Annotated in this window: 10 protein-coding genes and 2 tRNA genes; 2 read left to right on the forward strand and 10 right to left on the reverse strand. The window is 69.4% G+C overall.

Annotated elements, in window-relative coordinates; genetic code table 11:
* Nucleotides 1-28: 28 nt before the first annotated feature.
* Nucleotides 29-2,659, forward strand: coding sequence for a valine--tRNA ligase (gene valS, locus ACQ5BE_RS02630; protein ID WP_430295363.1), 2,631 nt, complete (start codon nucleotides 29-31; stop codon nucleotides 2,657-2,659).
* A 311-nt stretch (nucleotides 2,660-2,970) separates the two neighbouring features.
* On the opposite strand, the gene ACQ5BE_RS02635 is transcribed toward valS, so the two are convergent.
* From ACQ5BE_RS02635 to ACQ5BE_RS02665, 7 genes are all read right to left on the reverse strand, one after another.
* A complete protein-coding gene (locus ACQ5BE_RS02635) occupies nucleotides 2,971-3,591 on the reverse strand; it encodes a disulfide bond formation protein DsbA (protein ID WP_430295364.1) in 621 nt (206 codons plus the stop codon).
* Between the two features lie 81 nt (nucleotides 3,592-3,672).
* Complete coding sequence (clpX, locus tag ACQ5BE_RS02640) at nucleotides 3,673-4,962, reverse strand: ATP-dependent Clp protease ATP-binding subunit ClpX (protein ID WP_430295365.1); 1,290 nt, start codon at nucleotides 4,960-4,962, stop codon at nucleotides 3,673-3,675.
* A gap of 131 nt (nucleotides 4,963-5,093) precedes the next feature.
* Nucleotides 5,094-5,753 carry an ATP-dependent Clp protease proteolytic subunit gene (locus ACQ5BE_RS02645; RefSeq protein WP_208712703.1) on the reverse strand — a complete coding sequence of 220 codons (660 nt, stop codon included), beginning with the start codon at nucleotides 5,751-5,753 and terminating at the stop codon, nucleotides 5,094-5,096.
* Nucleotides 5,754-5,780: 27 nt separating this feature from the next.
* Nucleotides 5,781-6,404, reverse strand: a complete 624-nt coding sequence (locus tag ACQ5BE_RS02650) for a ClpP family protease (RefSeq protein ID WP_344298308.1) — start codon at nucleotides 6,402-6,404, stop codon at nucleotides 5,781-5,783.
* Nucleotides 6,405-6,600: 196 nt separating this feature from the next.
* On the reverse strand, nucleotides 6,601-7,977 hold the full coding sequence (gene tig / locus ACQ5BE_RS02655) for a trigger factor (protein ID WP_430295367.1): 1,377 nt from the start codon (nucleotides 7,975-7,977) through the stop codon (nucleotides 6,601-6,603).
* A gap of 68 nt (nucleotides 7,978-8,045) precedes the next feature.
* A tRNA-Pro gene (locus ACQ5BE_RS02660) sits at nucleotides 8,046-8,120 on the reverse strand.
* A 105-nt stretch (nucleotides 8,121-8,225) separates the two neighbouring features.
* A tRNA-Gly gene (locus tag ACQ5BE_RS02665) sits at nucleotides 8,226-8,296 on the reverse strand.
* 80 nt (nucleotides 8,297-8,376) lie between these two features.
* Between ACQ5BE_RS02665 and ACQ5BE_RS02670 the strand changes: the two genes are divergently transcribed.
* A complete protein-coding gene (locus ACQ5BE_RS02670) occupies nucleotides 8,377-10,044 on the forward strand; it encodes a D-alanyl-D-alanine carboxypeptidase family protein (protein WP_430295368.1) in 1,668 nt (555 codons plus the stop codon).
* A 4-nt stretch (nucleotides 10,045-10,048) separates the two neighbouring features.
* On the opposite strand, the gene ACQ5BE_RS02675 is transcribed toward ACQ5BE_RS02670, so the two are convergent.
* From ACQ5BE_RS02675 to ACQ5BE_RS02685, 3 genes are read right to left on the reverse strand one after another with little or no spacing between them, the layout of a single operon-like run.
* Entirely contained in the window at nucleotides 10,049-10,954 is a 906-nt protein-coding gene (locus tag ACQ5BE_RS02675) for an Fpg/Nei family DNA glycosylase (RefSeq protein WP_430295369.1), read from the reverse strand.
* Between the two features lie 12 nt (nucleotides 10,955-10,966).
* Nucleotides 10,967-11,449 carry a ribose-5-phosphate isomerase gene (locus tag ACQ5BE_RS02680; RefSeq protein WP_430295370.1) on the reverse strand — a complete coding sequence of 161 codons (483 nt, stop codon included), beginning with the start codon at nucleotides 11,447-11,449 and terminating at the stop codon, nucleotides 10,967-10,969.
* A gap of 55 nt (nucleotides 11,450-11,504) precedes the next feature.
* Nucleotides 11,505-12,467 (reverse strand): hypothetical protein, encoded by a 963-nt coding sequence (locus tag ACQ5BE_RS02685; RefSeq protein ID WP_430295371.1) that lies wholly within the window; start codon nucleotides 12,465-12,467, stop codon nucleotides 11,505-11,507.
* Nucleotides 12,468-12,491 lie beyond the last annotated feature (24 nt).

The following is a 12,491-nucleotide window of genomic DNA, read 5'->3' on the forward strand; positions in this document are numbered from 1 at the left end:
CCGCGCAAAACATGGAAGAATCAAGGACATGCCTGAAGCAGACACCACGGGTACAGACACGCCCGCCACGCAGCCCACGGCGGCCCCCGCCGCTACCGTCCCGGACAAGCCGGCCCTCGAGGGACTCGAGGCGAAGTTCAGCGAGCGCTGGGTCGCCGAGGGGACCTACCGGTTCGACCCCGCGACGACGCGCGAGGCGGTCTACTCGATCGACACTCCCCCGCCGACCGCCTCGGGCTCGCTGCACGTCGGCCACATGTTCTCCTTCACGCAGACCGACCTGCTCGCGCGCTACCAGCGCATGACGGGCAAGAACGTCTTCTACCCGATGGGCTGGGACGACAACGGCCTGCCCACCGAGCGGCGCGTCCAGAACTACTTCGGCGTGCGCTGCGATCCGGCCATCCCGTACGACGCCGACTACCGTCCGCCTGCCCAGCCCGCCAAGAACCAGCGCGACTTCGACGTGGTCTCCCGCCGGAACTTCATCGAGCTCTGCGAGGAGCTCGCGGTCGAGGACGAGAAGGTCTTCGAGCACCTCTTCAAGACCCTCGGCCTCTCGGTCGACTGGGACATGACCTACCGCACGATCGACGGCACCTCCCGCGCCGTCTCCCAGCGGGCCTTCCTGAAGAACTTCGCGGACGGCGACGCCTACCTCGCCGAGGCCCCCACCCTCTGGGATGTCACGTTCCGCACCGCTGTCGCCCAGGCGGAGCTCGAGGACCGCGAGGTTCCCGGCGCCTACTACCGCTACGCCTTCACGACGCACGACGGCGCCCCCGTCCACATCGAGACAACTCGCCCCGAGCTCCTGGCCGCGTGTGCTGCCCTCGTGGCGCACCCGGACGACGAGCGGTACCAGCACCTGTTCGGCACCACGGTCACCTCCCCCCTGTTCGGGGTCGAGGTCGAGGTCAAGGCGCACCCGCTGGCGAAGCCGGACAAGGGCTCGGGCATCGCCATGGTCTGCACCTTCGGCGATCTCACCGACGTCACGTGGTGGCGCGAGCTGGACCTCCCCACGCGGGCGATCATCGGCCGCGACGGCCGCATCCAGGCGGAGACGCCCGAGTGGATCACGACCGACGAGGGCACTGCGGCCTACGCGGAGATCGCTGGCAAGACGGCGTTCTCGGCCAAGGAGGCCGTGGTGAGCATGCTGTCCGCGCGCGGTCTGCTCGACGGCGAGCCGAAGAAGATCCTCCACCCGGTCAACTTCTACGAGAAGGGCGACAAGCCGCTCGAAGTCGTGACCTCGCGACAGTGGTACATCCGCAACGGCGGCCGCGACGAGAACCGCCGCGCGACCTTCGTCCAGCGCGGCCGCGAGCTCGAATGGCACCCCGGCTTCATGCGCTCGCGCTACGAGAACTGGGTCGAGGGCCTCAACGGCGACTGGCTCGTCTCCCGCCAGCGCTTCTTCGGGGTGCCCATCCCCGTCTGGTATCCGCTGGATGCCGACGGCAATCCGGACTACGCCCACCCGATCGTCCCGGACGACTCCGCCCTGCCCGTCGACCCTGTCGCCGAGCCTGCCCCGGGCTACGACGAGTCGCAGCGCGACGCGCCCGGCGGCTTCACCGGCGACCCGGATGTCCTGGACACTTGGGCGACGTCCTCCCTCACCCCCCAGATCGTGGGGCGGTGGAGCCGCGACGACGAGTTCTTCGCCAACGTCTTCCCGTTCGACCTCCGGCCGCAGGCCCACGAGATCATCCGTACCTGGCTGTTCTCCACCGTGGTCCGGGGCGAGGAACTCCACGGCACCGTCCCGTGGAAGCACGCGGCGATCTCGGGGTGGGTCCTGGACCCGGACCGGAAGAAGATGTCCAAGTCCAAGGGCAACGTCGTCGTCCCGACTGACATCCTCGAGGAATACGGCGCCGACGCCGTCCGCTATTGGGCGGCCTCCGCGAGGCTCGGCGCGGACACCGCATACGAGGTCGCCCAGATGAAGATCGGACGCCGGCTCGCGATCAAGATCCTCAACGCGTCCAAGTTCGTCCTGGGCCTCGGCGCGACCGAGGCGGACGTGCTCTCCGACGGCCAGGACCCAGTCCTGGTCAACGCACTGGACCGGGCGCTGCTCGCGCAGCTCGCCGAGGTGGTCGAGCAGGCCGGTAGGGCGTTCGCGGCCTACGACCCGGCCCGCGCGCTCCAGCTGACCGAGTCGTTCTTCTGGCAGTTCACAGACGACTACGTCGAGCTCATCAAGGACCGCGCCTACGGCGCGCAGGGCGAGGAGCAGAAGGCCTCGGTCCTCGCCGCGCTGGCGACCACGCTCGACGCGATCCTGCGGCTCTTCGCACCGATCCTTCCCTTCGCCACCGACGAGGTGTGGAGCTGGTGGCGTTCGGGCTCCGTGCACCGCGCCGCGTGGCCCGCCCCGCTGCCCGTCGCCGACGGGGACACCGGGATGCTGCCCACGGTCGGCCAGGCGCTCTCCGGCATCCGGAAGGCGAAGTCCGAGGCCAAGGTGAAGCAGCGCACGGAGGTGCTCTCGGCCGTCGTGTCTGCCCCCGCGGAGCTCCTGGCCCAGCTGCAGGCCGGGCTCGGGGACCTTCAGGCGGCGGCGAACGCCCGCTCCATCGAACTGCGGGACGGAGCTGACGCCCTCGTGGTGAGCGACGTCGAATTGGCGCCGACGGAGGCCTAGTCCGGCTCCCGGCGCAGGCCCGTCCGGGCAAAGGGGAAGCCCCATCAGCGTTCGTCGCGTTGGTGGGGCTTCGACTTTGTCGGCTGCTCGGTGACGTTCTCGCAGTCTGGTGGACTCCTTGGCGTCCAGGTCGTGCCGACCCGTCACTGGCGGCCAGTCGTTGACTTTGCCTGAGGCTGCGTCAGGACGACTGTCACTGAACCTTCGGTGTCCACGTCCTCATCCTTGCGGATCAGGTACTAACGATTGTGATCCTGGCCACAGGTGGAATCAAGGCTTCCGCGCGAACTACAGGAGAGTAGTTCCGGGGCTCAGTCGACCTTCGGCCGCTCGGTGCGCGTGCGCTTGAGCTCGAAGAAGTGCGGGAACGACGCGAGCCCGACCGCCGCGTCCCAGAGCTTCCCGGCCTCTTCCCCGCGCGGCACGCGCGTGATCACGGGGCCGAAGAAGGCGGTCCCGTTGATGGCCACGATCGGGGTGCCGACGTCCTGGCCGACGAGGTCGATACCCTTCCTGTGGCTCGCACGCAGCTGCCGGTCATAGTCGTCGGAGTCGGCGTACTCGGCGAGCTCGGGCGGAAGCCCCACCTCGTCGAGCGCACGCCGGATCACCTCGGAACGGTCTGTGACGTTCTCCTGGTGGATGAGCGTGCCCATCGCGTCATAGAGCGGCTTGATGTGCTCCGCTCCATGGAGTTCGGAGGCGGCGATGATGACCCGCACCGGCCCCCAGTTCTCATCCATGGCGCGTTGGTAGTCGTGCTCGAGCTCCCGGCCCTCGTTGAGGACGGAGAGGCTCATCACGTGCCACTCGGTCTGGATGATGCGGACCTTCTCGACCTCGCCGATCCAGCGGGACGTGGCCCACGCGAAGGGGCACGCGGGGTCGAACCAGAAGTCCGCCCTCTGCTCGGCGGTGGCGTCAGTGGACACGGATCAGCTCCTCGGTCGCGGTACAGCGGCCGGCAGCACTGCTGCCGCTGCGCCTTCGGTCAGGGTCAGGCGGTGTCGCCGTCAGGCGGACTTGGTGCGCCGCTTGGCCGCGACGCTGTGGGGAATGAGGGTCGGCTCGGCCTTGCCCAGGACCACGGCGCGGTGGATCACGACGCCGCCGACGTCGTCCCGGCTCGGGAGGTCGAACATGACGGGCAGCAGGACCTCCTCCATGATCGCGCGCAGGCCACGGGCGCCCGTGCCCCTCTCGAGGGCGAGGTCCGCGATGGCCTCGAGGGCATCCCGTTCGAAGTGCAGTTCCACCCCGTCGAGGTGGAACATCTTCTCGTACTGCTTCACGAGGGCGTTGCGGGGCTCGGTCAGGATCTGCATGAGCGCCGCACGGTCGAGGTTCTCGACCGTGGTGATGACGGGCAGGCGACCGATGAACTCCGGAATGAGCCCGAACTTGAGCAGGTCCTCCGGCATGACGTCCGCGTACGAGCTCTCATGCTTCGTGATGGAACTGAGGGGAGCGCCGAAGCCGATGCCCTTCTTGCCCGCACGCTGTCCGATGATCTCCTCGAGGCCCGCGAAGGCGCCAGCCACAATGAAGAGCACGTTGGTCGTGTCGATCTGGATGAACTCCTGATGGGGGTGCTTGCGGCCACCCTGCGGCGGGACCGAGGCCACCGTGCCCTCGAGGATCTTCAGGAGCGCCTGCTGGACGCCCTCGCCCGAGACGTCGCGGGTGATCGAGGGATTCTCACTCTTGCGGGAGATCTTGTCGATCTCGTCGATGTAGATGATGCCCTGCTCGGCCTTCTTGACGTCGTAGTCAGCGGCCTGGATGAGCTTGAGGAGGATGTTCTCGACGTCCTCGCCCACGTAGCCCGCCTCAGTCAGCGCCGTCGCGTCGGCGACCGCAAAGGGGACGTTGAGCCGGCGTGCGAGGGTCTGGGCGAGGTACGTCTTGCCACAGCCGGTCGGGCCGATGAGGAGGATGTTCGACTTGGCGATCTCGACGTCGTCGTGCGTGTGCGCCTCGGTGAGGGACGAGCTCTTCGCGGCGTGCCCGGACTGGATGCGCTTGTAATGGTTGTAGACGGCCACCGCAAGCGCGCGCTTGGCCGGCTCCTGGCCGATCACGTACTCCTGCAGGAAGTCGAAGATCTCCCGGGGCTTGGGCAGCTCGAACGAGCCGAGGTCCGAGACCTCGGCGAGCTCCTCCTCGATGATCTCGTTGCAGAGCTCGATGCACTCGTCGCAGATGTAGACGCCGGGGCCGGCAATGAGCTTCCGCACCTGCTTCTGGCTCTTGCCGCAGAAGGAGCACTTCAGCAGGTCTGCGCTCTCGCCAATGCGCGCCATTCGTCAATTCCCTTCGAAAGAAGCTTCTGACCATCCCACTGTAGGCCACCGCACCGTCACTCGTGGGACACCACGGCGCCGGTGTCCGGGCTGTTACCCGGACACCGGCGCCAGCACACCCGGTACGTGGGTCAGCGGGTGATCGCGCTCGAACGGATCTTGCGGGATTCGAGCACCTCGTCGACGAGGCCGTAGTCCTTCGCCTCGGCAGCCGTCAGGAACAGGTCGCGCTCGATGTCCCGGCTGATGTCGTCGGGGGTCTTGTTCGAGTGCTTGGCCCACGTGTGCTCGAGCCACTCGCGCATACGGAGCACCTCACGGGCCTGGATCTCGAGGTCTGTGGCCTGGCCGCCGGACCCGCCGGCGAGCGAGGGCTGGTGGATCATGACCGTCGAGTTCGGCAGGGCCAGGCGCTTGCCCGGCGTGCCGGCGGCGAGGATCACTGCCGCCGCGGACGCGGCCATGCCCAGGCACACTGTCTGGATCTCGGGACGGATGAACTGCATTGTGTCGTAGATGGCGGTCATGGCCGTGAACGAGCCGCCGGGGGAATTGATGTACATCGTGATGTCCCGGTCGGGGTCGTTCGCCTCGAGCACGAGCAGCTGCGCCATGATGTCGTCAGCGCTCGCATCGTCGACCTGGACGCCCATGAAGATGATGCGGTCCTCGAACAGCTTCGTGTACGGGTCCTGGCGCTTGAAGCCGTACGGCGTGCGCTCCTCGAACTGCGGGAGGACATAGCGGCTGGTCGGAAGGCTCGCCGGGTTGACGCCCATGCTGAAATTCATTGCTTGCTCCTTGTTCCTCAGCGCCGTCTACTTGTCCGTCCCGCCGCCGCCGGACACGTGCCCGGATCGCGCGGCGATCTTGTCGAAGAAGCCGTACTCGAGGGCTTCCTGCGCCGTGAACCACTTGTCACGGTCATTGTCCTTGAGGATCCGCTCAACGGGCTGTCCCGTCTGCTCGGCCGTCAGCTCCGCCATGACCTGCTTCATGTGCAGGATCAGCTCGGCCTGGATCTTGATGTCCGAGGCCGTGCCCCCGATGCCGCCGGACGGCTGGTGCATGAGGATGCGGGCGTGCGGGGTGGCGTAGCGTTTGCCCTTGGTGCCCGACGAGAGCAGGAACTGCCCCATGGACGCCGCGAGGCCCGTCGCCACCGTCACGACGTCGTTCGAGATGTACTGCATCGTGTCGTAGATGGCCATGCCCGCCGTGACGGACCCGCCGGGCGAGTTGATGTAGAGGTAGATGTCCTTCTCGGGATCCTCGGCTGAGAGGAGGAGCAGCTGCGAGCAGATGGCGTTGGCATTGTCGTCGCGCACCTCCGACCCAAGCCAGATGATCCGCTCCTTGAGGAGCCGCTGGTAGATGTAGTCTTGGCCGGTTCCCCCCGGGACCGGCTCAGCCATGCTCGGCGACTTCTCCTGCTGGTGCATGGTGCGATACCTCTCGATCTGATGCACATGGGCTGTTGCTGCTACAGGGACACTAGCCTTTTTCCGCGGCCGATTGTTCCGCATCCGGCCCCTGTTCGCTTCCAGCGCATGGGCCCGCGCAATCCGCGGGAGAACGGCGAAGGCCGCCGTCCGTTCCCCTGTCCGGGGAACCGACGGCGGCCTTCGAAGCGCTCGGTCAGAACTTGGCGGCTGCGGGATCGTCGCTCGGGACGACCTCGGCCTCGGCGCTCTCGTCGGCCTCCGGCACGTCCTCGCCGGCGGGCTTGACGAACTCGGAGAGGTCGACGGCGTTGCCCTCCGAGTCGGTCACCTCGGCCTTGCCGAGGACGGCGGCGAGGGCCTTGCGGCGGCGGACCTCGCCGACCATCATCGGGACCTGACCCGACTGGTCCATGATCTGGGCGAACTGGTTCGGGTCCATGCCGTACTGGCTGGCCGTCGTCACGAGGTACTCGATGAGCTCGGACTGGGAGACGCCGATCTCCTCCTTGTCCGCGATCGCGTCGAGGATGACCTCGTTCTTGAAGGCGCGCTCCGTGTTGGCCTTGACCTCGGCGCGGTGCTCCTCGGTGTCGTGGTCCTCGCCGGCGGCGTGGCCGCCGTTCTCGGGGTTGAAGTGGGCCTCGACCTGCTCGGTCAGAACGCCCTCGGGGACGGGGACCTCGACGAGCTCGACGAGCTTGTCCAGGACCTTGTCGCGGGCCTCGACGCCCTGCGACACGACCTTGGACTGCGCCGCCTGCTTGGCGAGGTCCTCGCGGAGTTCGGCGATCGTGTCGAACTCGGAGGCGAGCTGGGCGAAGTCGTCGTCGGCCTCGGGGAGCTCGCGCTCCTTCACGGCCGTGACCTTGACGGTCACGGATGCGTCCTGGCCCGCGTGCTCGCCACCGGCAAGCTTGGTCTCGAAGACCGTCTCCTCGTCGGCCGAGAGGCCGGTGACCGCCTCGTCGAGGCCCTCGAGCATGGTGCCGGAACCGACCTGGTAGGACAGGCCGGACGCGGTGTCGACCTCCTCGCCGTCGACCTTCGCCGTGAGGTCGATCGTGAGGAAGTCATCGGCCTGCGCCGGACGGTCGACGGCCTTGAGCGTGCCGAAGCGCCCGCGCAGCTCGTCGAGGGCCTTCTCGACGTCCTCGTCGCCCGCCTCGGCCGCAGCGACGTCGACCTTGAGGCCGGCGTAGTCAGGAAGCTCGATCTCGGGGCGCACGTCCACCTCGACGGAGAACTTGAGCTCGCCCTCGGTAGCGGCGGGGTCGGGAACCTCGGTGATCTCGACCTCGGGGCGGGACAGCGGGCGGATGCCGGTCTCGGCGACAGCCTGCTGGTACCAGTCGTTGAGGCCCTCGTTGATGGCCGTCTCGAGGACGTAGCCGCGGCCGACGCGCTGGTCGATGAGGCGAGCGGGGACCTTGCCCTTGCGGAAGCCCGGCACCTGGATCTGCTCGGCGACGGTCTTGTAGGCGGCATCGATGTTCGGCTTCAGCTCGTCGAGGGCCACCTCGACGTTGAGCTTGACCCGCGTGGGGCTGAGGTTCTCGGCAGCGCTCTTCACAGCGTGGCTCTCCTGGATGGTCGGATGATGGGTGCCGCCCTCGGGCGAAATGCCTCAGGACGCGACTGTCGGGGTGACAGGATTTGAACCTGCGACTTCCTGCTCCCAAAGCAGGCGCTCTAGCCAAGCTGAGCTACACCCCGGTCTAGTGCACAGACCACGATACAGGGCCGCGACAAGCCAATGCACATCAGGCCCCGGGCACGGAAACGGCCCCTCCGGCGTCGGAAGGGCCCTGGGCGCCAACGAGGGGGCGACGGGAATCGAACCCGCGTATCCAGTTTGGAAGACTGGCGCTCTACCATTGAGCTACGCCCCCGGGGCCCTCCAACTAAAGCGAACGCGAGCCGAGCGTGTCAAATCCCGCCCAGCCCCGGGCGGCCTATGTCAGGGGGAAGCATGGACCAGCCCGATCGTTCGCACGCCCGACCCGCGCTCAGGGGCATCCTCAGGAGAGGGGCCCTGGCCTACGCCGCCCTGTCCTGCGCCGTGCTGCTCCTCCTGGGCATTCCCGCCCAGCCCGCCCACGCCGACGATCCCGGCACCGCCATCAGCACGCGGGCCTCGCAGCTGGGTCTGGGTTCCCCGACGGGCGGGCTGGTCTGCGGGCTCAGGGACGGCGGCTGCTACCAGTGGTATGGGACGGTCGGGATCCTGTGGTCCCCGGCGTCGGGCGCGCAGCCGAGCTCCCCCGGCGCCATCCGCCAGGCGTGGATCGCCCAAGGGTACGAGAACGGGCGTCTGGGCTACCCGACCTCGGCCGAGACCTGCGGCCTGGCCGGTGGCGGATGCCGCCAGACCTATCAGGGCGGGACGCTGTACTGGACGGCGTCGACCGGCGCGAATGCGGCCACTCCGGGAGCGATTCTCCAGGCCTGGACTGCACAGGGCAGCGAGAACGGGCGCCTCGGCTACCCGGTGGGAGGCGAGGTGTGCGGGCTGCGCGATGCCGGCTGCTACCAGATGTTCGCCGGCGGGGGCATCCTGTGGTCCCCGGCATCCGGGGCGTACGCCAGCACGCCCGGAGCCATCCGGCAGGCGTGGGTCGCCCAGGGCTACGAGAACGGGCGTCTCGGCTACCCCACCTCGGGGGAGTCGTGCGGCCTCCGGGACGCCGGCTGCGTCCAGTCCTTCCAGGGCGGCGCCCTGTACTGGACCGCAGCCTCCGGGGCCCAGCCGATGACGCCGGGAGCCATCCGCCAGACCTGGGCGGCCATGGGCGCCGAGGGCGGTGTCCTCGGCTACCCGCTCGGCCCCGAGGTGTGCGGGATGCGCGATGGCGGGTGCGGGCAGGTCTTCCAGGGCGGTTCGGTCTACTGGTCCCCCTCCACGGGAGCGCAGCCGAGCCTGCCGGGGGCAATCCGCTGGGCCTGGGGCACGCGTGGCTACGAGGCCGGGCCCCTCGGCTACCCGGTCGGGCCGGAGATCTGCCAGTCGGGCTCGTGCCGGCAGAACTTCCAGCGCGGCTTCGCGACCTGGAGCGCCCAGGACGGCGCGCGGCTCGCGATCACCGCGCTCGACACGATCGTCGTGAACAAGAAGCGCCCGCTCTCCCCCATCGACTACGTCCCCACGCCCCTCGAGACAGTCGGCTCGACGGCAATGCAGTCCGAGGCTGCCGCATGGGCCCGCTCGCTGCTCGCCGACGCGAGAGCCGCCGGGATCGGCATGACGACCGTGAGCGGGTACCGGGACTACTGGTCGCAGGCGTCGCTCTACAACAGCTACGTCGCGCAGTACGGCCAGACCCAGGCGGACCTGATCTCGGCCCGGCCCGGGTACAGCGAGCACCAGAGCGGGCTCGCGCTCGACATCGGCGACTCGAGCGGGGCGTGCGGGCTGCAGGCGTGCTTCGAGAACACGGGCTCCGGTTCGTGGGCGAGGGACAACGCCTGGCGGTACGGGTTCATCGTCCGCTACCCGCAGGGCTACACCTGGGCCACCGGCTACGAGTACGAGCCGTGGCATCTGCGCTACGTGGGCCGGGCCGCGGCCTCGGCGATGCGCTTCAACGGCATCCCCACGCTCGAGGAGTTCTACGCCCTGCCGGCGGCCCCGGGCTACTGAGCGCTCAGCGCTGGCAGGCAGGGCACCAGTACAGCTTCCGGCCCGCCTCGGCGGCCAGGGCCACCGACTCGCCGCACTCCCGGCATGGCTGCCCCTGCCGCCGGTACACGTAGTGGGCGTCCTGCGGTGCCGGGAGGTCCGCCGGACCGTCCGGCCAGTGCGACGGATCGGTGGTGATGATCCTCCCGTCGCGGACGCCCTCCGCCATGGCCTCGGCCGCGTCCTCCCAGAGCGCGATGGCCCGTTCGCGGCCGAGGCCGCTGCCCGGCAGGGCCGGGTCGAGCCTTGCCCGGAAGAGGAGCTCGGCCCGGTACACGTTGCCGATCCCCGAGACCACCTCCTGGTCCATGAGCAGGCGCGAGAGGGGCGTGCGACGGCGCCCGATGCGGCGGGCGAACTCCTCGCCGGCACCCCCGGCCCCCTCGCCCGGGTTCTGGGCCAAGGGGTCCGGGCCGAGCCGGGCGACGACCGCAGCGGCCTCCGCTTCCGTCTCGACCGTGCACACGCTCGCGCCCCTCAGGTCCGCCCAGCCGTGCTCTGAGACGAGCCGCGCCCGCACGGCCCCCGCGGGAGGCGGGGGCACCGCGGACGCCGACCGGGCGCCGTCGTCCGCGAGCTCCCGCTCCCCGACGCGGCGGGGCGCGCCGATGCTCGAGGATCCGCGGAACGTCTCGTCGCCGCCGAAGTCCCAGGCACCGTAGAGGCCCAGGTGGACCCTCAGGACGAGGCCACCCTCGAACCCGAGGAAGAGCTGCTTGCCGTGGGCGCGGGCGGAGAGGAGCGACCGCCCGTCGAGGAGAGCGGCGCCGTCGGCGAATCGGCCCTGCGGGCTCGACACGGCGAGCCGCTGCCCCGCGAACACGTCGTCGAACTGCCGGGCGAGGCGGTGGATGGAATGGCCTTCTGGCACGGGAAGTGCTGGCTACTCGACGATCTCGCCGGTGGTCTCGTACGTCGCGATCTTTCCGATGCGGCGCACGTGGCGCTCATCGTTGCTGAACGGTTCCGTGAGGAAGGCCTCGATGATCGCCGTCGCCTCCTCGAGGGAGTGCTGCCGCCCGCCGACCGCGACCACGTTCGCGTCATTGTGCTCGCGGGCGAGACGGGCGGTGTCGAGGTTCCAGGCGAGCGCGGCGCGCACGCCGCGGACCTTGTTCGCGGCGATCTGCTCCCCATTGCCCGAGCCGCCGAGCACGATCCCGAGCGCCTGGGTCCCGGCTTCCTGGTCGGCGACCACAGCGCGCGCGGCATTGATGCAGAACGAGGGGTAGTCGTCGAGCGGATCGTACTCGCGGGGACCGTGGTCGACCACCTCGTAGCCCTGGCTGCGCAGGTGCGCGACCAGATGGGCCGACAGCTCCATCCCGGCATGGTCGGTGGCAATGTGGACGCGCGGCTTCGGCACGGCGTTCCTCTCTCTCGACATCAGGTCCCCGGGCCAGATCAGGCCGAGGTCCAGACTACGCTCCGGAGCCGGCGCGCAGCACGTCGACGACGCGGCGGGCGGTGTCCCCGTCCCGGCCGGAGAAGACGACCTGCCGGCCGTCGTCGAGGACTGCCTCCACCGCCTCCCCGCTGGCCACGAGGACCGAGACTGCCTGGCCCTTCCGGCGGTAGCCCCACCCTCCGAACCGGCGGGCCGCGACGGTCTCGAAGCTCGCCCTCAGCACGCTCGCCGTCCGGAACCTGAGGACGGGAACCATTCCGGCGAGGAAGACGCCGACTCCTTCCGGGCTCACGGAGACCCGCGCCACGAGCGAGCAGGCCGCCAGGAGTGCGCCCGCCGTCAGGACCAGCGAGATCCACGGCGAGACCACGAGGAGCAGGAGCGAGACGGAGACGCCGATGATCCCGAGCATGACGAACACGGACGAGCGCGCGTGCGCCCAATAGGTGAAGGTCAGCCGGACGCGCTCCGGCTCGAGCGCGTCGAGGAGCGCAGCCTCGTCGCGGGGGCTCCACTGCTCGTCCGGCTTGAAGGTGAAGAACATGACGACGGCGAACGCCAGGGTGGCTCCCGAGCCCATCGCGAGGACGACCGGGTCCGGATGCGAGTCCCGCGCGTCATCGAGCCCGACCTGGCCGAGCAGGCCGGCGGCGAGGACGGTCGCGAGGAACATCGACATGCCGATCCCGCCGGCCATGAAGACCCGCCGCGCGATGGGGGGCCGCCGCGTGAAGGCGGCCTGGCTGCACAGGAGGGCGCCGAGGATGGCGATGAGCCCGGCGCCGGCGGCCAGATACGCCGCAAAGGGCGTGAAGGCCGTCCCTCCGTCCGCGTTCCAGAGCCAGGCGACGGGCTCCGGGACCCGTCCTCGGAAGGTGAAGGCCGCGAGGACGAATCCGCCGCCGAGGAGGATGGGGTAGCCGATCGCGAAGCGGAGCGCCTTGCGGTCGACCCTCTGCCCCGATTCCCCTGCCATGCGCTCCACGCTACTCCACCGGCG

The sequence above is a fragment of the Sinomonas sp. B1-1 genome (assembly GCF_050474465.1).
Taxonomy (GTDB): Bacteria; Actinomycetota; Actinomycetes; order Actinomycetales; family Micrococcaceae; genus Sinomonas; species Sinomonas flava.

Bases quoted from the DNA above. Each gene is read 5' to 3' on its own strand.
- clpX (WP_430295365.1), bottom strand. From the start codon at position 4,962: ATGGCGCGCATTGGCGAGAGCGCAGACCTGCTGAAGTGCTCCTTCTGC.
- valS (WP_430295363.1), top strand. From the start codon at position 29: ATGCCTGAAGCAGACACCACGGGTACAGACACGCCCGCCACGCAGCCC.
- ACQ5BE_RS02645 (WP_208712703.1), bottom strand. From the start codon at position 5,753: ATGAATTTCAGCATGGGCGTCAACCCGGCGAGCCTTCCGACCAGCCGC.
- ACQ5BE_RS02670 (WP_430295368.1), top strand. From the start codon at position 8,377: ATGGACCAGCCCGATCGTTCGCACGCCCGACCCGCGCTCAGGGGCATC.
- ACQ5BE_RS02650 (WP_344298308.1), bottom strand. From the start codon at position 6,404: ATGCACCAGCAGGAGAAGTCGCCGAGCATGGCTGAGCCGGTCCCGGGG.
- ACQ5BE_RS02685 (WP_430295371.1), bottom strand. From the start codon at position 12,467: ATGGCAGGGGAATCGGGGCAGAGGGTCGACCGCAAGGCGCTCCGCTTC.